We start from the raw sequence: 17,451 nt of genomic DNA on the forward strand, positions 1-17,451 counted from the left end.
TGCGCCGAGATCCCGGTCGTAAGGTGGAGCGGTCGAAAGGGGGCCCACCACCGTGTTCGAGTCCGTTCTGGTCGCCAATCGTGGCGAGATCGCACGGCGAGTCATTCGCACGGTCCAGCGCATGGGGCTGCGAGCCGTCGCCGTGTATTCCGAGGCCGATGCCGACCTGCCGTTCGTGAGGGAAGCGGACGAGGCGATCCTTCTGGGGCCGGCCGATCCCGCGCAGAGCTATCTCGACGCAGGAAAGGTCCTTGAGGCCGCTCGTCTGTCGGGGGCGCAGGCGATCCACCCCGGCTACGGGTTCTTCTCGGAGAACGCCGGATTCGCGCGGGCCGTCATCGAGGCGGGCCTGATATGGATCGGTCCATCGCCCGAGGCGATCGAGCGGATGGGCGACAAGATCAACGCCCGGAACCTGATGGAGGCGGCGGGAGTGCCCGTCGCCGCCGGCACTCGCGAGCCGGTCACCGACCTGGAGCAGGCCGTGGCGGCCGCCGCCGGGATCGGCTACCCGGTGATGGTGAAGACGGCCGGTGGAGGCGGCGGCATCGGCATGGGGGTCGCCCACGAGGAGGCCGGGCTGGCCAGGGCGTTCGAACAGGCCTCCAGGGCCGCCGTGCGCTTCGGCGGCACGCCCGCGATCCTGCTGGAGCGCTATGTCGAGCGCGCCCGCCACGTCGAGGTGCAGATCCTCGGCCTGACGGACGGCACGGTCCTCGCGCTGGGCGAGCGTGACTGCTCGGTGCAGCGCCGTCACCAGAAGATCGTGGAGGAGACGCCGTCCCCCGGTGTCACCCCGGAGCTGCGCGAGCGCATGCTGGCGGCGGCCGTGCGAGCCGGGGAGGCCGTCGGCTATCTGGGCGCGGGCACCGTGGAGTGCCTGGTGGACACCGACAAGCAGGACTTCGTGTTCCTGGAGATGAACACCCGGCTCCAGGTCGAGCACCCGGTGACCGAGCTCGTCACCGGCCTGGACCTGGTGGAGCAGCAGCTACGGATCGCGGCGGGTGAGAAGACCGAGATCTCGGTGGCGGTGCACGGTCACGCGATCGAGTTCCGGGTCTACGCCGAGGACCCCAGGAGGTTCTTTCCGGGGCCGGGGAAGATCGAGGTGTGGGAGGAGCCGTCGGGCGAGGGCGTCCGCGTGGATTCCGGCTACACCAGGGGGAACACGGTCACCCCGTTCTACGACCCGCTCATGGCCAAGCTGTGCGTGTTCGGGCAGACGCGGGCCGAGGCTCTGGAGCGCGCTCGCAAGGCCGTGGCGAGCTTCCAGGTGGAGGGCCCCAAGAACAACCTGCCGTTCTGCGCGGAGCTGCTGGAGCATTCTGATTTCACCGACGGGAACTACGACACGGGGCTGGTCTCCCGAATGAGGGCATGATCAGATCCTTCTGGCACAGTTGAACCACAGTGAGTGATGGGAGTTCCCGGTGGCCGAAGTACACGCTGAGATGGTGGCGAACGTCTGGAAGGTCCTCGTGGCCGAGGGCGACACCGTCGAGGAGGGTGACACCCTGGTCATCCTTGAGTCGATGAAGATGGAGATCCCGGTCCTCGCCGAGGACGAGGGTGTGATCTCCCAGCTCAAGGTGGCCGAAGGCGACGTCATCCAGGAGGGCGACCTCATCGCCGTCATCGAGTAGTCGTGTCGTACCGCGGCGCCGGTCACCGCGGTACGGCGGGTTTTCGCTGCACCGGCGCGGCCGGGCCGAAAGCCGCACCGGCCGCGAGCGTGGTCAGCGGGCGAGTTTCTCGAGGAAGCGTTCGCGGTCGACGACCACGCGCTCGATCGTGCCGACGGCGACGGTGGCGCGCCGATCGCGGGCGGTGAATCCGAAGACCAGACGGCGGCCGTCGACCTCGGTGAGCTCGACGGTGATCTCGACGTGGGTGCCGATGAGGCTTGCCGCCAGGTGCTCCAGGACGACCTTGGTGCCCACCGAGGTCTGGCCGGGGTCGAGAGCGCCCGTCACCGCCCGGACGGTGGCCTGCTCGGCGAAGGCGAGCAGGCGGGGCGTGGCCAGCACGGGGACGTCCCCGCTGCCGACCTTCATCGCGGTGTCCGACTTCTCGACCATGATGAGGAGCTGGGCGCGCAGACCGGGAATGAGCGTCATGCGCGCCAGCATAGGAGACACGACGCGAAGCGGCCGGTTCCGGCCGTGCCGGACGCGGCCTGCCCGGCTGTGAGCACGGATCGAAGCGGCCGGTTCACGGTCTACCCGGCTGCGGGCACGGCCGGTTCAGGCCGGACCGGACGCGGCTCGCCGAGTGACCGATCTCACTCATGCCGCTTTCGGTGAATCTCCTCTGTACCGCTCCGTGTTGGATTGAGTACTTTTGACCGTTCCCTAGATCTATGTTCACTTTGAATGGTCTTGTACGTATCTAGGGAATTCGATAGGGTGTCGCGGGTCCGAACCACGGGCGATCGGGGCAGTTCCGTGGTCGGTCGTTTCCAGTGGGAGACTCGGGCATCTCTGGGGCAGGGGTGTGCAAGGTGTACAAGTACCCCTAAAAGCTCTGAGTTTTGTGCGATGCTACGGCACGCGTCTTGTTTGCGAGCTGTACGGTACGCAGGGTTTCGTCACTTTGCCGTTACCTTGCCGCGATACAAATCCGCTTTGTTTGGGAAGTCTGGGGCGGAAGTGGAGAGGGTTACGGGGGAGCCATGGTGGCCCAAGGCACGACGCTGGCGGCGCGGTACCGGTTAGACAGCCGCATCGGCGCCGGTGGTATGGGCGAGGTATGGCGCGGTGAGGACATCGTCTTGGCCCGCACCGTCGCCGTCAAGGTGCTGCTCCCGGGCCGTACCGACGATCCGGGCTTCCTGGTGCGTTTCCAGGGCGAGGCCCGGGCGATGGCGACCATCAACCATCCGGGAGTCGTGGACGTCTACGACTACGGGATTCACGAGGTGCCCGGCGCGGGGGCGACGGCGTACCTGGTGATGAAGTTCGTGGACGGCGAGCCGCTGGACCGTCTGCTCGGGCGGCTGGGCAGCATCGCCCCCGCGGCGGCGATGGATCTCATCGCCCAGGCGGCCTCGGCGCTGCAGGCCGTACACGACCAGGGCATCGTCCACCGGGACATCAAACCCGGCAACCTCCTGGTGCGATCGGACGGCACACTCGTGCTGACCGACTTCGGCATCGCCAGGTCCGACGCGGCCAGCCGGCTGACGGACGCGGGCATGGTGCTCGGCACCGCGGCCTACTGCGCGCCCGAACAGGCCGAGGGCGCGCCCGTCACCCCAGCGGTGGACATCTACGCGCTGGGCGTGGTGGCCTACGAATGCCTGGCCGGGCGGCGTCCCTTCGAGGGCGACACGCCGGTCACGGTCGCGCTCAAGCACATCCGCGAGATGCCGCCCCCGCTGCCCCAGCACATCCCTCCCGCGATCCGCGCCCTGGTGGAGCAGTCCCTGGCCAAGGATCCGGCCCGGCGATTCCCCAGCGCCATGGCCATGAGCAACGCCGCGAGGCAGTCGATCCTCGGGCTGGGGCCCGAGTCGGTGTCGGATCTGCAGCCGTCGCATCAGGCCGAGAGCGCCCGGGAGACCGGCTGGCAGGCGGCGCAACCGGCGCAGCAGGGCTGGCAGGGACAGACGGCCGCGGTGGGCGCCCAGGCGGACTGGCAGGGGCAGGCGGCCGAGGGGGCGCAGACGGGCTGGCAGGGATCCGTCGCGGCGCCGACGGGTAGCTGGCAGGGGGCCCAGACCGGGACGATGCCGCCCGCGGGACCGGCCGTCGAGACCGCCTCCACCGTGCAGGGCCGCCGGGCCGCGAAGAAGCCGCGGCGTAAGGGCCCGCTGGTGGCCGTGTTCGCGGCGGCGGGCGTGGTGTGTGTCGGCCTCGTCGCACTGGCGCTCAACGGGACGGCGGCCTCCACGCCGAACGAAGATGTGGCGATGACCTCGCCGCCGCCCAGCGTGAGTGAGCCGTCGTCCTCTCCGAAGCCGTCGAGGCGACGGGTGCCGGACGTCATGGGCCTGGCACCGGAGACGGCCCAGCTGCAGCTCAAGAAGGTGGGCATGAGGGCGACGGTCATCCCGAGCGCCGGCGTCGACGACTCGCAGTGCACGAAGGTGGTCCGGCAGACCCCCGAGGCCAAGACCCTGTGGGACCCCAAGCGGGAGGTGGAACTCGTCATCGACGCCTGCCCGGAGCAGAGCGCCGAGCCGACGCCGACCCCGCCGACCCTGGCCTTTCCCGCACCGCCGGCCGGCAAGGCGGGGGAGAAGTACAGCGTCTCGCTGGCCGTCGACGGCGGCACCGAGCCGTACGCCTGGTCGGTCAGCGCGGGCAAGCCGCCGCCGGGCCTCACCCTGAACGCCTCCACCGGTGTGCTGTCGGGCGTCCCGGCCAAGGCCGGCATCTACCCCTTCACCGTGCGGGTGACGGACGCCGACGACGCGAGCGCCACCCAGGCGGTCAAACTGGTCATCGGGTCCGGGCAGACCCCGACCCCGACCCCGACGATCACGCCGGTGGTGAGGAAGAAGGTGCCGAACGTCGTGGGCATGACACCGGAGGCGGCCAAGGCGCAGCTCGCGAAGGCGGGCCTGCAGACGGTGATCTCCGACGGCTCCGGCGGCGAGCACTCGCAGTGCCAGGTGGTGGTTCAGCAGGATCCCGGCGTGGACACCCTGTGGGACGTCAAGAAGCCGGTGGACATCACCGTGATCAGCAAGCCGTGCCCGCCGCCCGCCACGCCGACCCCGACGTCCACCTCCGGTCAGTCCCGCACGCAGGGCTGACCGGGCTCCGCCGGGACCGAAAGGCGTGAGACGCCGTACTCGTGAGGGGCGCACGGTCACCGTGCGCCCCTCACGAGTATGGCGATGATCGTGCCGCTCCGGACTTCGCCGGCCGGACACCGGCGGGGAGCGCGGTACCGTGCTCCCCGCCTGCCCCGGCCTAGATGCCGGTGGTGTTGCGGGGATAGGCGACGGCCGGGTCGGTGGCGATGTTCACCATGTACGGCACGCCGGAGTCGAACGCGCGGCGCAGCGCCGGGCCGATCTCCGACGGGTCGGTGACAAGCTCGCCGCCGCCGCCGAGCGCGGTCACCACCTGGTCGTAGCGGCACTGCGGCTGGAGCTCGGCGGCCACGTCGTAGCCGTAGAGCATCTGCATGGGGTGCTTCTCCAGCCCCCACATGCCGTTGTTGCCGCAGATCATCACGACCGGCAGGCGGTGCCGTACGAGCGTGTCGACGTCCATCAGCGAGAAGCCCGCCGCGCCGTCGCCGAGCAGCAGCACCACCTGCGAGGAGGGCCGGGCCAGCCGGGCGGCGATGGCGTAGCCCAGGCCCGTGCCCAGGCAGCCGTACGGGCCGGGGTCGAGCCAGTTTCCCGGTCGCATGGGCTCGATGTACTTGCCCGCGTAGGAGACGAAGTCGCCGCCGTCGCCGATCACCACGGCGTCGTCGGCGAGGATCTTGTTGAGCTCGCCGTAGATCCGCATCGGGTGGATGGGGTCGGAGTCGGACGCGAGCAGGCCGGAGTCTCCCGCGATGGCGGCCGAGGCGGTCTCGGCCAGCGTCGCGACCCACGGCGCGTAGGACGTGGGAGACACGCCCGCGTCGGCGCAGGCCGCGCCGAGAGCCCAGAAGACCAGCGACAGGTCACCGGCGGCGGCGCCGGCGGGATCCATGTGCGAGGTCAGCTGCGAGGCCGCGTCGGCCAGGTGCACGACCTTGGCGAGCGGGGCGCCGTCCTTGCCGCCGAACCAGCCGTAACCGAGACGGAAGTCGACCGGGGTGCCCACCACGATCACCAGGTCGGCCTGGGAGAACGCCGCCCCCCTGGCCCGGGTGACCAGGAGTTCGTGCCCGGCGGGCAGGATGCCGCGGCCCTGGCCGTTGAGGATGACCGGCAGGCGGTATTCCTCGGCGAAGCTCCTGGCGACCTCCTCGGCGCGGTCCATCCACACGTCCGAGCCCAGCACCAGCACCGGGTGCTTGGCCTCGGCGAGCAGCCGGGCGATCTGGGCGATCGCTTCGGGGTCGGGCTCCAGCGGGGACGGGCTCAGCGTCTCGGTGGCCTCTTCGAGCGGGGGCGCGGCCGAGAACAGGTGGTCCATGTGGAAGTCGAGGAAGACGGGGCCGCGGTGCGGGGCGAGGGCGGTGCGGAAGGCCATCTCCACGTCCTGGCCGATGGAGTCGGCGCCCGAGCCGGTGAAGGCGAGTTTGGTGATCGGCGCGAGCAGCGGCGGGTGGTCGATCTCCTGCAACGCGCCGGAACCCCAGCGTGACTGCGGCGCCCGGCCTCCCATGATCACAACGGGGGAGCCGTTGAAATGGGCGGTGGCGATCCCGCTGACGCCGTTGGTGATGCCGGGGCCGGCGGTGAGCACGGCCAGCCCGGGTTTGCGGGTCAGGCGGGCGGTCGCCTCGGCGGCGAAGACCGCGCTCTGCTCGTGCCGGACGTCCAGGATGGGCATGCCCTCGTGGACCGCTCCGTCGTACAGCGGGAAGACGTGCCCTCCGGACAGGGTGAACATGGTCTCGATGCCGTAGGCCTTGGAGACGGCGACCGCGATGTCGCCTGCATGCTTGGGAGACTCCATATCGCGCAACCTACCAGTCAGTTAATTAGCGGGACAGGGAATGCTCTTCCTGCCCGGAATCCCCTTACCCGAACGACCTCCCCCATCGGGGGAGGTCGGGGACCACGGGGACGGCGGGCGTCACGGACGCCGGAGTCGCCCGGGGACGGCTCGCGCGCGCCGGCGTGCCGCAGGGTCGTGCGGGGCAGGGCGAGACGGAAGGCGGCGATCGTCGTGAGCGCCTCGGACCCCTCCGGCATCGGGGATGATTCGAACGCCCGCCGTCTACGAGGAAAGCCTGAGGGTGGTCCGGAACCGGGCGGGATCGAATCCGCCTCCGAGGGCAGGGCCCAGCCCGGCGCGGGCCGTACGGGCGAAGGACTCCCTTCCCAGGAGCCCCGCCCCCTCGGGGAGCGCGCCCACCAGCGGCCTGGCGGCCAGCATCTCCAGATCCGCCACGTTGCACCGCTCGGCCAGACCCGGCTCGGCCGGCCACGACCCGATCACCACTCCGGCGGGCTCCACCCCCCGGTGGGCCATCGCCTCCAGCGTCAGCGCGGTGTGGTTGAGCGTTCCCGACCCGGCCCCGGCCACCAGGAGCACCGGCGCGGAGATCATCCGGGCCAGGTCGGCCACGGTCGCCCCCTCCTCGTCGAAGCGGACGAGCAGCCCGCCCGACCCCTCGACGATCACGAGCTGGTGCGACTCGGCGAGCTCCCTGATCCGGATCGCCGCCTGGACGAGGGAGACCGGCGGCCGGCCCGACAGCCGAGCCGCCGCCGCCGGGGCCAGCGGATCGGGGAACCTGGAGAGCTCGAACGTGGTCATCACCCCGGACAGCCGGATGACATCGTCCAGATCCCCGGATTCGGTGTCGCTCACCCCGGTCTGCGCGGGCTTCACCACCGCGACGGAGGCGCCTCGCTCTCTGGCGAGTGAGGCCACCGCCGCGGTGACGATCGTCTTGCCCACCCCGGTGCCGGTCCCGGTGACCACGAGAATGCTCATTCACCTCACCCTAGGCGGACCCCGGCCTCACCGGCCCGAACTCTCGCGGCCGGACGCGGCCCGTGTCCCGCGGGGGTTCACATGGTGAACCCGCGGAGGTCAGGGACGGCGCAGCCTGGTGACGAACTTGTAGCGGTCGCCTCTGTACAGGGACTGGGCCCACTCCACCGGGTTGCCGTCGGCGTCGAAGGCGTGCCGGGTGAGCAGGAGCATCGGCAGGCCGGCGTCGACGCTCAGCACCTGTGCGTCGTACGGCGTGGCCAGCACGGTCTCTATGATCTCCTCGGCGTCGGTCAGCCGCACGTTGTAGGCGTTGTACAGCGTTTCGTACAGGGAGGAGTGCACCTCCAGCTCGCGTCTGAGCCGGGGGAAGCGCCGGGCCGACAGGTGGGTGGTGTCGATCGACATCGGCTCACCGTTGGCCAGGCGCAGCCGGTGGATGCGCAGCACCCGGCCGCCGGAGTTGATGGCCAGGCGTCGGGCCAGCGGCTCGTCGGCGGTGATGTAGCTGATGTCGAGGATCTTCGTGTCGGGTTCGAGGCCGACGGTCCGCAGGTCGCCGGTGTACGACGTCAGCTGGAGGACCTGGGCGACCTTGGGCTGCGCGACGAAGGTCCCCTTGCCCTGGATGCGCACCAGCCGGCCCTCGACCACGAGTTCGGACAGGGCCTGGCGCACGGTGGTGCGAGAGGTCTCGAAGCGTACGGCGAGGGTCCGCTCGGGAGGCAGGGCGCTGCCCGCGGGCAGGCTCTTGGTCAGGGCGAGCAGGCTTCGCTTGACGTCGTAGTACTTCGGAATCCTGGGCGAGTCATCACTCACGACCCCACCTCGCCCGACAGCCCGAAACCGGCGCGGCAACAGGTGCCTCGCCCGAGGGCTCGCCCGCTTCGCTCACTCACTTGGTCACCTTCGTCTCGGCCACGGCGGCAGGCGCATTCCCGATCGCCGCGAGATCATCTGAACTCAGATTGGCCCGTGCGGTCAACCGCGGGCAAGAGCGGCCGACCGGCACCGAGGGCGGCCGGAGCCATCCGGCACGCACCTCGCGTTCCGCGCAGGTGAGGGCGGCCCGACGCGCGGTCTCGGGCGGGCCGAGCACGATGGGGACGACCGCACCCGCTGGATCGTTGGTCTCCAGGCCGAGTTCGCGGGCCGTCGAGGCCGATTCTCTCGCTCTGGTCCGTATGGATCCGGGCAGTCCGGGTTGGTTGTGAAGGATATCCACAGCGGAGAGGGCCGCCGCAACGCCGCCGGGAGCCGGCCCGGTGTCGAAGACGAACGAGCGACCCGTGCCGATGAGGGCTTGGACCACTTCGGGCGTGGCCAGGACGGCTCCGCCCCGGGATCCCGGGGACTCGGAGAGTGTGAGCGTTCTCACTACGCCCGGCTCGGCCGCGAGGCCCGCGCCCTGCTCGCGAGGGCCGATGACGCCGGTCGGGTGGGCCGCGTCGGCGACCGGAAGCGCGCCCTGCCGTACGGTCGCCGCCTCCAGCGGCCGTTCGTCCCCTGCCGGCCCGGGACGGTCGTCGGACGTCGGGTCGATCAGACCGTCGTCGTCCGGGGTGCGGACGCGCGGTGCCCGCTTCAGACCCGCTGCCTCCCGCGAGGCCGCCGCTTCACGGAAACGTGCCGTCGGGTCAGGGGTCTGTTCCATAGGGGGCATTTTCCCAGTCAGGCTCACCCGATTCGCGTTCGGGCCTGCAAAGAACGCATGATGCACGGGTGCCGACTCTAAGCGACCTGGCGGTTCGTCACACCGCGCTCGACGATGCGGACCTCGAGTGGATGCACTCGCTGGTCTCCGACTGGCAGCTCCTCGCGGACCTGTCGTTCGCCGACCTCATCCTGTGGATACCGCTCAAGGACGGCTCCGGCTGGATCGCGGTCGCGCAGATGCGGCCCACCACGGGGCCCACGGTCTATCACGACGACATCGTCGGGATGATCGTGGCCAAGGGGGAGCGGGTGCTTCTGGAGATCGCCTGGGACGAGCGGCGGATCTGCCGTGAGGGCGATCCCGACTGGTCGAGCGGCGTCCCGGTCCGGGAGGAGACCATCCCGGTACGGCGGGCGGACCACTTTCTCGGGGTCATCCAGCGCTCGACCAACCTGTCCTCGGCGCGCACCCCTTCGAGGCTCGAACTCACCTACCTGCAGAGCGCCTCCGACCTCGCCCAGATGGTCGCCGAGGGCCGGTTCCCATTCTCGGGCGCCGAGCCGATCCTGGTCCGCTCGCCGCGCGTGGGCGACGGGCTGCTCCGGCTGGACCGGGCGGGACGGGTCACCTACGCCTCGCCGAACGCGCTGTCGGCCTACCGGCGGCTGGGTCTCAACGCCGACCTGGTCGGCGCCGAGCTGGGCCGTACGACCGCGACGCTCTGTTACCGCGACGAGCCCATCAACGAGAACCTGATGATCGTGGCGAGCGGGCGGGAACCCCGGGAGACCGAGGTGGAGTCGGGCGGCACGGTCGTGCAGCTGCGGGCGATCCCCTTGGTCGTCGGGGGCGGGCGGATCGGCGCCCTGGTGCTCATCAGGGACGTGACCGAGCTGCGGCGCCGCGAGCGGGAGCTGATGACCAAGGACGCCACCATCCGGGAGATCCACCATCGGGTGAAGAACAACCTGCAGACGGTGGCCGCGCTGCTCCGGCTGCAGGCCAGGCGCCTGCAGGTGCCGGAGGGGCGGGAGGCGCTGGAGGAGGCGGTGCGCAGGGTCGGGTCGATCGCGATCGTGCACGAGACGCTGTCCCACACGCCCGAGGAGCAGGTGGACTTCGACGACATCGCCGATCGCGTGATCGCGATGACGGGCGAGGTGTCGGCGCCGGAGGCGCAGGTCGTGCCGCGTCGCATAGGGGCGTTCGGGGTGCTGCGATCGGAGATCGCGACGCCGCTGGCGATGGTCCTCACCGAGCTGCTGCAGAACGCGGTCCAGCACGGGCTGGCGCACCGGCCGGGCAAACTTCAGGTGATCGTGTCTCGCGGGGCGGAGCGGCTGGACGTGATCGTCTCCGATGACGGCACCGGTCTGCCCGAGGGGTTCGACCTGGAGTCGTCCACCAGTCTCGGCCTGCAGATCGTGCGCACCCTGGTGGTGGGAGAGCTGTCCGGACGGCTGAGCATCGAGCCCCGGCAGGGCGGCGGTACGGAGGTCACCCTGGGCATTCCCCTGCCCGCCGTCTGAGCGGAGCGGGGGTCTCAGGCGCGTGCCTTCCACGGCCCGGACGGGGTGATGCGGCTCGCGGCCCGGGGCTCGGGTGAGAAGGTGGAGCGCTCACGGCCCCACCCGATCCGGGCAGGGCGTGGGCATCACGCCCCTCCCCGCGGTTCTGAGCCGGGCGGGGAAGGGGGAACACCCCGATTTGTCTTTCGCGGATCCACGGGATCCGCCGGACCGCCGGATCAGCCGTTGGACGGCGTTCGGCGACCCATGGGACGGCGACGACGACCCGCTGACGGGGTCGGCGGTCGAGTGTGGTTGGATCAGACGTTGACGCGGGCGCGTGCACGGGCCGTGCGACGCTTGAGGGCGCGGCGCTCGTCCTCGCTCAGGCCGCCCCAGACGCCGGCGTCCTGCCCGGATTCGAGGGCCCACTTCAGGCATGCATCACTGATGCTGCACGAACGGCAGACCTGCTTGGCCTCTTCGATCTGCATCAGGGCGGGGCCGCTGTTGCCGATGGGGAAGAACAGCTCGGGGTCCACGTCACGGCAGGCAGCTCGGTGGCGCCAGTCCATGCGTCCACTCCTTCGGAAGAGGAGCCCTTGCGGTGGCTCCGTCGGCTTACTTTGTGAAGACTTTCACTAGCCAGCGCGAACAGTAGCCCGAACCTTGGTTGGGTTCGGGGGCCTGCCCGCTTGATCGTCGGTGGCCTGGGAGCGAGGTCGTCGCTCAAAGGTCCTACGTTCCGACGTCAATGTTGAGATTGGCAGCCACGCTGTGTGCACGCAAGAGGTTTGGGGGAACGTTTTGCCTGATATGGATGTCGGATGCGTCACACAATGACCCCATGTAACGGGTTAGACCAAGACTTGTAACGCATTCGGGATAGAACGGAACGTAATCCGCTCGACCTCTCCCAGGTAGTCCCCGTCGAGCTGGAACGCCACGGGACGTGCGGCGCTCAGGGTGAACTGCTTCTCGTCGTGGAGCTGCACCAGGTGGCCGCCGTTGGGCAGGGTGTCGCGGACCCCGATGATCTGAGGCATCAGATGGAGCATCGAGGGCAGGCCGAGGCGCTGAAGCCCCAGCAGATCGAGACCGGTCTCGAAGCTCGCCCACGGGGTCGGGGAGACCGGCCGGGAACCTATGTAGCTCCACGGGGAGGTGTTGGAGATGATCGCCAGGAAGATGCCGCCGGTCGGCGGCACGTCCGGGCCCTCGACGGTCATGGCGGGGCGGCGTTTGTCGGTCGAGAGATAGTGGTGCAACGCGGTGTTCACATAGCGCGTCGGGGTGGCCTTGCGGCCTGCGCCCCGGATGCCCTCGACCGCCCGGATCACCTCGGCGTCATAGCCCAGGCCACTGCAAAAAGTAAAATATCTACTCTGATCTTCCCAAATCGCCTGACCGAGGCCGACCGTCCGCCGCCGCCCGTCGCGGATCGCCTCCAGCACCGCGCCGACCGCCTCGACCGGGTTGTTCGGCAGGCCGAGCGCCCTTGCGAAGACGTTCGCACTGCCGCCGGGGATCACCAGCAGCGCCGGCCGGTCCACCGCGCTTCCGTCGTCCCCGCTCTTGCCGTCTTCCGCGTTGAGCAGGCCGTTCACGGTCTCGTTGATCGTGCCGTCGCCGCCGAGCACGGCCACCACGTCGAATCCTGATGCATGTGCCTTACGGGAGAGCTGGGCCGCGTGCCCCCGGTATCGGGTCTCCTCGACGGTGATGTTCAGGGTGGCGCTCAGTGCCCTGATGAGGACGTCTCTGGTCCGACGGTTGGTCGTCGTCGCCTTCGGGTTCACCAGGAGCATCGCGCGCATAATTTTCAGCGTATCCGCCGATTACGGCACGGGGGCGGTAAAGAAGCAGGCGAGATGTCCCGGCGATAGGGTTGGCCTGTGCCGAACCGTCCGATGACTCTCACCGTCGCCGCCGCCATCATGGGGCTGGAAGGCCTCACCGCCCTGCTGCTCGGCGCTTACGTCGGCGTCGAGACGGTGATCGGCGATCCGACCGACCTGATCAGCTCGATCTTCATCGCCGGATTCGGGATCCTCGTGGGCGCGCTTCTGCTCCGGGTGGCCTGGGGGATGATCCAGGTCGACCGGTGGACACGGAGTCCGGGCGTGCTGACGCAGATCTTCGCCCTCCCCGTGGGCGTGACGCTGATCCAGTCCGACCAGATGGCGATCGGCATCCCGCTGATCGCCATCGCGGTGATCGGACTGGTCGCGCTCCTATCCCCGCCGACGACCAGGGTCCTCTACGGGGATCAGAACTAGTCTTCCACGGTCAGGCCTTCGCGAAGCTGTGCCAGGGTCCTGGCGAGCAACCGGGACACGTGCATCTGCGAGATGCCGAGCTCGGTGGCGATCTGCGACTGCGTCATGTTGCCGAAGAAGCGCAACAGCAGGATCCGCTTCTCACGCGGAGGCAACCGCTCAAGCAGAGGCTTGAGCGACTCGCGGTATTCGACGCCCTCCAGGGAGTCGTCCACGATGCCGAGGGAATCGGCCACCGCGGGCGCGTCGTCGTCACCCGAGTCGGGCGCGTCGAGGGAGACCGTGGAGTAGGCGTTCGCCGACTCGAGCCCCTCGAGCACCTCCTCCTCGGTCATCTTCAGGAAGCCGGCGAGCTCGGCGACGGTGGGCGCGCGCCCCTCCCGCTGGGAGAGCTCGCTGATCGCCTTGGTGAGCGAGAGCTTGAGCTCCTGCAGGCGGCGCGGCACGCGCACCGCCCAGCCCTTGTCACGGAAGTGCCGCTTGATCTCGCCCACGATCGTCGGGGTGGCGTAGGTGGAGAACTCCACCCCCCGGCCGAGGTCGAAGCGGTCGATCGACTTGATCAGACCGATGGTCGCGACCTGGGTGAGATCGTCAAGCCACTCGCCCCGGTTGCGAAACCTGCGGGCGAGGTATTCCACCAAGGGAAGGTGGAGCTCGACGAGCTCGTCACGGATACGCTGGCGTCGCGGGTCGTCGGCGGGCAACTCCACCAGTTCCGCGAAGAGCAGGCGCGCGCGCACCCGGTCGGGCACAGCGTGGTCGCTGGCGGCCATGGCACGAGTCCTTTCCGTCACGCCGGCCTCGCCGCGCCTCGGCGCTTGCGGAGCACGATCGCCATGCGGTCGGGGGAGTCGGTTACGGCATCCACATCATCAGCCAGGGCGGTGAGCACCATCCAGGCGAAGTCATCGCGGTTCGGTGCGGAACTACCGACCGTGCTGACCTCGACCCGGACCTGCATCAGCTGCCCGGTGAGCTCGAACTCGGCAGTCAGATCGGTGCCGGGCACGGCTTGGGCCAGCAACATCGCGCACGCCTCGTCGACCGCGATCCGCAGATCCTCGATCTCGTCCAGCGTAAAGTCCAGCCGTGCGGCCAGTCCGGCGGTAGCCGTACGTAGCACGGACAGATAGGCACTCGCCGCAGGCAGCCGGACGCTCACCACGTCACGGACATTGCTCATACCGACGGCAGGCACCTCGGTGTGTTCGGTCACGTTCCTCCTCGCAGAGTCGCTCTCTGCAACCTACAGCCCCTAGACGCTCCTTGGCCCGATTGGACTCGCGATCGGGGTGAATTGACACCACTAGAACATCTGAAGATGTCCAAAAAGTGCGCTTGAACAGGTCAAGCCCCGCATGATCGCACCTCATGCGGGGCTTGCTGTGATGATCACGACGCTCACCGCCGCGGCGGACGGCGGCGCCGCTCCGCTCAGGCGGCCTTCTTGGTCTCCCAGAAGATGTCGGAGATCTCGTTGATCTTGCCCAGGAGCTCGTCGGCTTTGGCGACGTCGACGGTGCCCTTACCGCCGGCGGCGCCCGCGAGCTTGGTGGCGTCCCAGAAGAGCTGGTGCAGCTGAGGGTAGGCCTCCAGGTGCGGGGGCTTGAAGTAGTCGGTCCACAGCACCCACAGGTGGTGCTTGACGAGCTCGGACCGCTCCTCCTTGATGGTGATCGCGCGGGCGCGGAAGACCGGGTCCTCGTTCGCGGCGTACTTCTCCATGATGGCCTTCACGGATTCGGCCTCGATACGAGCCTGAGCCGGGTCGTACACACCACACGGCAGGTCACAGTGCGCGGAGGCGATGTGCTTGGGTCGCAGAAGTCGTGCGAGCATCGGAAAATCCTTCCTTGATGCTGAGTTCGGCATGGTCCGGTTAACGACCTTACTCGTCTTCAAAAACCCGTGTGGGAGGGGGCTGGGCTCCATGAGAGTGCGTGTCGAGGGAGAGTCGATGCTGCCCGCGCTGCGACCGGGCGACTGGCTGTGGGTACGGCGCGGCGCCACGGTGAGAGCCGGGGACCTGGTCGTGGCGCGGCTCCCGTCCGAGGAGGCGAGACTGATCGTCAAAAGGGCCGCCTGGGAGGCGGACGGGGGATGGTGGCTGGAGAGCGACAACCAGCGCGCCTCCGGCCGCCGCGACAGCTGGGACTTCGGCGCGCTCCCGCCGTCGTCGATCGTCGGCCGGGTGATGCTGCGCTACTGGCCGCCCCCTTTCCGGCGGGCACGGTAGCGGCGGCGGCGCCTCCGGCACCGATCCTCCGGCCGTTCCTTCCCGCCGTTCTCCTCCGGCCGTTCCTTTCCGCGGGGCCTTTCCTCAGGGCCTTGCACAGGTCTTTTCCGCGGGTCTTTTCCGCGGGCACGGTGGCGGCCGCGACATCTCCGGCGGCACGGTGCCACCGGCCGCGTTACTGGCTTCCCACCTTCTGGCGGGCACGGTAGGCGGCCACGTTCGCCCGGCTGGCGCACCGCTCCGAGCAGTAGCGCCGGGACCGGTTGGAGGAGGTGTCGAGATAGGCCTTGCGGCAGGGCGGCGCCTGGCAGATGCCGAGGCGGTCCACGCCCAGGTCGGTGACGATGGTGGCCAGGCCCATGACGGCGCCCACGGCGTACTGGTCGGCCATCCGGCCGCCCTCGGTGAGGTGCATGTGCCAGCGCTCGCCGTCGTGACCGGAGATCTGCGGCTGGACCGGATGATGGATCAACAGCGAGTTGAGGCGGTCGACCACGGCCTGCTCGTCACCGGCGTCGGCGGTCTCGAACACGATGATGAGCTCCTCGCGGAGGTCGCGCAGGGCGTCGAGGTCTCCGCGGGTGAGACGGCAGCCCGGCCGGTAGCGGCCACCCTCTTCCAGGAGGGTGCGCAGCCCTTCCAGGCCGTTCAGCCTCTCGGGGCTGTTGATCAGTAGTACGGCCAGCTCGGCGTAGGTGGTCAGGTCCATCGGGTGACCCGTCGATGTAAGCGATGGATAGGGATTTCGAGTATTACACGAGCGGCGCTATTAACACCACGTCAACAGGGTAAGCGTCTTCTGGCATCTGGCGGAGTCTCAACATGTGGCACAATCGAGCGACGGGTGACCCCCGACCCCTCCAGGCGACCGTGCTCAGTGAGCAGGCCCCGAGCGGCTACCGAAGCCCGGGACAGGCTTCCTGCGGCCGCCTCCGAAGGAACTTGTCCGTCTGATCGAACCAACAGGGGTCACTGTGGCTGTCACGCCATCCTCCGCTTCCCTCAAGACACTCGAGGCCCTCGACGAGGACCCGGCCTTCGCCCTGCATCGCGGTGGCAAGCTGGAGGTCCGCTCGACCGTTCCGGTCCGCGACGCCGACGACCTCGCCCTCGCCTACACCCCGGGTGTGGCCAGGGTCTGCAGCGCGATCGCCGAGAACCCGGAGCTCGCCAAGGACTACACCTGGGTGTCCAACGTGGTCGCCGTCGTCTCCGACGGCACCGCGGTCCTCGGCCTCGGAGACATCGGGCCCTCCGCCGCCATGCCGGTCATGGAGGGCAAGGCCCTGCTGTTCAAGCAGTTCGCGAACGTCGACGCGGTGCCGATCTGTCTCGACTGCACCGACGTGGACGCGCTGGTCGAGACGGTCGTGCGGCTCGCGCCCTCCTTCGGGGGCATCAACCTGGAAGACATCAGCGCGCCCCGTTGCTTCGAGGTCGAAGACCGGCTGCGCGAGCTGCTGGACATCCCCGTCTTCCACGACGATCAGCACGGCACCGCGATCGTGGTGCTGGCGGCGCTGAAGAACGCCGCCCGGCTGACCGGCCGCTCGCTGGGCGAGCTGCGGGTCGTGGTCGCCGGCGCCGGGGCCTCCGGGGTCGCCGTCAGCCGGATCCTCCTCAACGCGGGCATCGGCGACATCGGGGTGTCCGACTCCAAGGGCCTGATCTACCAGGGCCGCGAGGGGCTCAACGCGGTGAAGGAAGCACTGGCGCGCGACACCAACAGGGCCGGCCTGCGCGGTTCCACGGAGCACGCGCTGGCCGGGGCCGATGTGTTCGTCGGCCTGTCGGGCTCGACGGTCTCCGAGGAGTCCATCGCGTCGATGGCGCCCGGCTCGATCGTCTTCGCGCTGTCCAACCCGACGCCGGAGGTGCATCCGGAGGTCGCCAGGAAGCACGCGTGGGTGGTCGCGACCGGCCGCTCCGACTTCCCCAACCAGATCAACAACGTGCTGGCCTTCCCCGGCGTCTTCAGGGGGGCGCTCGATGTCCGGGCCACCACCATCACCGAGAACATGAAGGTCGCCGCGGCCGAGGCGCTGGCCGCCGTGGTCGGGGACGACCTGTCGGCCGACTACGTGATCCCGAGCCCGTTCGACGAGCGCGTCGCCCCCGCCGTCACCGCCGCGGTCGCCGCGCAGGCCCGCGCCGACGGGGTCGCCCGCGTCTAACCCGGGCCAGCGGACAAGGCGATCTCGAAAGT

General features: G+C 69.5%; 19 protein-coding genes. 7 read left to right on the forward strand and 12 right to left on the reverse strand.

Translation table 11 applies throughout. From position 1 onward, the window contains the following. Positions 1–52 precede the first annotated feature (52 nt). Both J2853_RS41250 and J2853_RS41255 read left to right on the forward strand, forming a co-directional pair. Positions 53–1,384 carry an acetyl-CoA carboxylase biotin carboxylase subunit gene (locus tag J2853_RS41250; RefSeq protein ID WP_307566895.1) on the forward strand — a complete coding sequence of 444 codons (1,332 nt, stop codon included), beginning with the start codon at positions 53–55 and terminating at the stop codon, positions 1,382–1,384. Between the two features lie 49 nt (positions 1,385–1,433). Beyond that, a complete protein-coding gene (locus J2853_RS41255) occupies positions 1,434–1,646 on the forward strand; it encodes a biotin/lipoyl-binding carrier protein (protein ID WP_307566897.1) in 213 nt (70 codons plus the stop codon). Positions 1,647–1,739: 93 nt separating this feature from the next. Here J2853_RS41255 and J2853_RS41260 read toward each other — a convergent pair whose 3' ends face one another. Beyond that, complete coding sequence (locus tag J2853_RS41260) at positions 1,740–2,120, reverse strand: thioesterase family protein (RefSeq protein WP_307566899.1); 381 nt, start codon at positions 2,118–2,120, stop codon at positions 1,740–1,742. A 554-nt stretch (positions 2,121–2,674) separates the two neighbouring features. Between J2853_RS41260 and J2853_RS41265 the strand changes: the two genes are divergently transcribed. After that, positions 2,675–4,762: a serine/threonine-protein kinase gene (locus tag J2853_RS41265; RefSeq protein ID WP_307566902.1), complete on the forward strand. Its 2,088-nt coding sequence runs from the start codon at positions 2,675–2,677 to the stop codon at positions 4,760–4,762. A gap of 160 nt (positions 4,763–4,922) precedes the next feature. Here the strand turns inward: J2853_RS41265 and J2853_RS41270 are convergent, their stop codons facing one another. The 5 genes from J2853_RS41270 to J2853_RS41285 form a co-directional block, all read right to left on the reverse strand. Continuing rightward, positions 4,923–6,575, reverse strand: a complete 1,653-nt coding sequence (locus J2853_RS41270) for an acetolactate synthase (RefSeq protein WP_307566903.1) — start codon at positions 6,573–6,575, stop codon at positions 4,923–4,925. 17 nt (positions 6,576–6,592) lie between these two features. Further along, the gene (locus J2853_RS48055; RefSeq protein WP_370879490.1) at positions 6,593–6,814 is read right to left on the reverse strand and encodes a hypothetical protein; all 222 of its coding nucleotides are present in this window, start codon (positions 6,812–6,814) and stop codon (positions 6,593–6,595) included. A 25-nt stretch (positions 6,815–6,839) separates the two neighbouring features. Continuing rightward, complete coding sequence (bioD, locus tag J2853_RS41275; RefSeq protein WP_307566904.1) at positions 6,840–7,562, reverse strand: dethiobiotin synthase; 723 nt, start codon at positions 7,560–7,562, stop codon at positions 6,840–6,842. Positions 7,563–7,661: 99 nt separating this feature from the next. Beyond that, complete coding sequence (locus J2853_RS41280; protein ID WP_307566906.1) at positions 7,662–8,381, reverse strand: GntR family transcriptional regulator; 720 nt, start codon at positions 8,379–8,381, stop codon at positions 7,662–7,664. A gap of 76 nt (positions 8,382–8,457) precedes the next feature. Then, on the reverse strand, positions 8,458–9,216 hold the full coding sequence (locus J2853_RS41285) for an aminotransferase class I/II-fold pyridoxal phosphate-dependent enzyme (RefSeq protein WP_307566907.1): 759 nt from the start codon (positions 9,214–9,216) through the stop codon (positions 8,458–8,460). 68 nt (positions 9,217–9,284) lie between these two features. On the opposite strand from J2853_RS41285, the gene J2853_RS41290 reads away from it, so the two are divergent. Next, complete coding sequence (locus tag J2853_RS41290) at positions 9,285–10,748, forward strand: sensor histidine kinase (RefSeq protein WP_307566908.1); 1,464 nt, start codon at positions 9,285–9,287, stop codon at positions 10,746–10,748. Between the two features lie 299 nt (positions 10,749–11,047). Here the strand turns inward: J2853_RS41290 and J2853_RS41295 are convergent, their stop codons facing one another. Then, positions 11,048–11,302 (reverse strand): WhiB family transcriptional regulator, encoded by a 255-nt coding sequence (locus J2853_RS41295; RefSeq protein ID WP_307566909.1) that lies wholly within the window; start codon positions 11,300–11,302, stop codon positions 11,048–11,050. Positions 11,303–11,584: 282 nt separating this feature from the next. Continuing rightward, positions 11,585–12,544: a diacylglycerol/lipid kinase family protein gene (locus tag J2853_RS41300; protein ID WP_307566910.1), complete on the reverse strand. Its 960-nt coding sequence runs from the start codon at positions 12,542–12,544 to the stop codon at positions 11,585–11,587. A gap of 78 nt (positions 12,545–12,622) precedes the next feature. Between J2853_RS41300 and J2853_RS41305 the strand changes: the two genes are divergently transcribed. Further along, a complete protein-coding gene (locus J2853_RS41305; protein ID WP_307566912.1) occupies positions 12,623–13,006 on the forward strand; it encodes a hypothetical protein in 384 nt (127 codons plus the stop codon). On the opposite strand, the gene J2853_RS41310 is transcribed toward J2853_RS41305, so the two are convergent. The 3 genes from J2853_RS41310 to sodN all read right to left on the reverse strand — a co-directional run bounded on the left by J2853_RS41310 (position 13,003) and on the right by sodN (position 14,848). After that, positions 13,003–13,782 (reverse strand): RNA polymerase sigma factor SigF, encoded by a 780-nt coding sequence (locus J2853_RS41310; RefSeq protein WP_179282577.1) that lies wholly within the window; start codon positions 13,780–13,782, stop codon positions 13,003–13,005. The two genes, J2853_RS41305 and J2853_RS41310, sit on opposite strands and share 4 nt — an antisense overlap. 17 nt (positions 13,783–13,799) lie before the next feature. Beyond that, on the reverse strand, positions 13,800–14,225 hold the full coding sequence (locus tag J2853_RS41315) for an ATP-binding protein (RefSeq protein WP_307566913.1): 426 nt from the start codon (positions 14,223–14,225) through the stop codon (positions 13,800–13,802). 218 nt (positions 14,226–14,443) lie between these two features. Further along, complete coding sequence (gene sodN / locus J2853_RS41320) at positions 14,444–14,848, reverse strand: superoxide dismutase, Ni (RefSeq protein ID WP_307566915.1); 405 nt, start codon at positions 14,846–14,848, stop codon at positions 14,444–14,446. Positions 14,849–14,939: 91 nt separating this feature from the next. Here sodN and J2853_RS41325 point away from each other — a divergent pair, with 91 nt between their 5' ends. Then, complete coding sequence (locus J2853_RS41325) at positions 14,940–15,245, forward strand: S24 family peptidase (protein WP_307566917.1); 306 nt, start codon at positions 14,940–14,942, stop codon at positions 15,243–15,245. A 175-nt stretch (positions 15,246–15,420) separates the two neighbouring features. Here the strand turns inward: J2853_RS41325 and J2853_RS41330 are convergent, their stop codons facing one another. After that, entirely contained in the window at positions 15,421–15,954 is a 534-nt protein-coding gene (locus J2853_RS41330) for a CGNR zinc finger domain-containing protein (protein WP_307566919.1), read from the reverse strand. A gap of 265 nt (positions 15,955–16,219) precedes the next feature. Between J2853_RS41330 and J2853_RS41335 the strand changes: the two genes are divergently transcribed. After that, a complete protein-coding gene (locus tag J2853_RS41335; RefSeq protein WP_307566922.1) occupies positions 16,220–17,419 on the forward strand; it encodes an NAD(P)-dependent malic enzyme in 1,200 nt (399 codons plus the stop codon). Positions 17,420–17,451 lie beyond the last annotated feature (32 nt).

The sequence above is a fragment of the Streptosporangium lutulentum genome (genome assembly GCF_030811455.1).
In the GTDB taxonomy this organism is placed as follows: Bacteria; Actinomycetota; Actinomycetes; order Streptosporangiales; family Streptosporangiaceae; genus Streptosporangium; species Streptosporangium lutulentum.

Excerpts from the sequence above, each read along its gene's own strand:
- J2853_RS41285 (WP_307566907.1), bottom strand. The coding sequence starts at position 9,216 with ATGGAACAGACCCCTGACCCGACGGCACGTTTCCGTGAAGCGGCGGCC.
- J2853_RS41300 (WP_307566910.1), bottom strand. The coding sequence starts at position 12,544 with ATGCGCGCGATGCTCCTGGTGAACCCGAAGGCGACGACGACCAACCGT.
- sodN (WP_307566915.1), bottom strand. The coding sequence starts at position 14,848 with ATGCTCGCACGACTTCTGCGACCCAAGCACATCGCCTCCGCGCACTGT.
- J2853_RS41325 (WP_307566917.1), top strand. The coding sequence starts at position 14,940 with ATGAGAGTGCGTGTCGAGGGAGAGTCGATGCTGCCCGCGCTGCGACCG.
- J2853_RS41270 (WP_307566903.1), bottom strand. The coding sequence starts at position 6,575 with ATGGAGTCTCCCAAGCATGCAGGCGACATCGCGGTCGCCGTCTCCAAG.
- J2853_RS41310 (WP_179282577.1), bottom strand. The coding sequence starts at position 13,782 with ATGGCCGCCAGCGACCACGCTGTGCCCGACCGGGTGCGCGCGCGCCTG.
- bioD (WP_307566904.1), bottom strand. The coding sequence starts at position 7,562 with ATGAGCATTCTCGTGGTCACCGGGACCGGCACCGGGGTGGGCAAGACG.
- J2853_RS48055 (WP_370879490.1), bottom strand. The coding sequence starts at position 6,814 with ATGCCGGAGGGGTCCGAGGCGCTCACGACGATCGCCGCCTTCCGTCTC.
- J2853_RS41330 (WP_307566919.1), bottom strand. The coding sequence starts at position 15,954 with ATGGACCTGACCACCTACGCCGAGCTGGCCGTACTACTGATCAACAGC.
- J2853_RS41265 (WP_307566902.1), top strand. The coding sequence starts at position 2,675 with ATGGTGGCCCAAGGCACGACGCTGGCGGCGCGGTACCGGTTAGACAGC.
- J2853_RS41260 (WP_307566899.1), bottom strand. The coding sequence starts at position 2,120 with ATGACGCTCATTCCCGGTCTGCGCGCCCAGCTCCTCATCATGGTCGAG.
- J2853_RS41295 (WP_307566909.1), bottom strand. The coding sequence starts at position 11,302 with ATGGACTGGCGCCACCGAGCTGCCTGCCGTGACGTGGACCCCGAGCTG.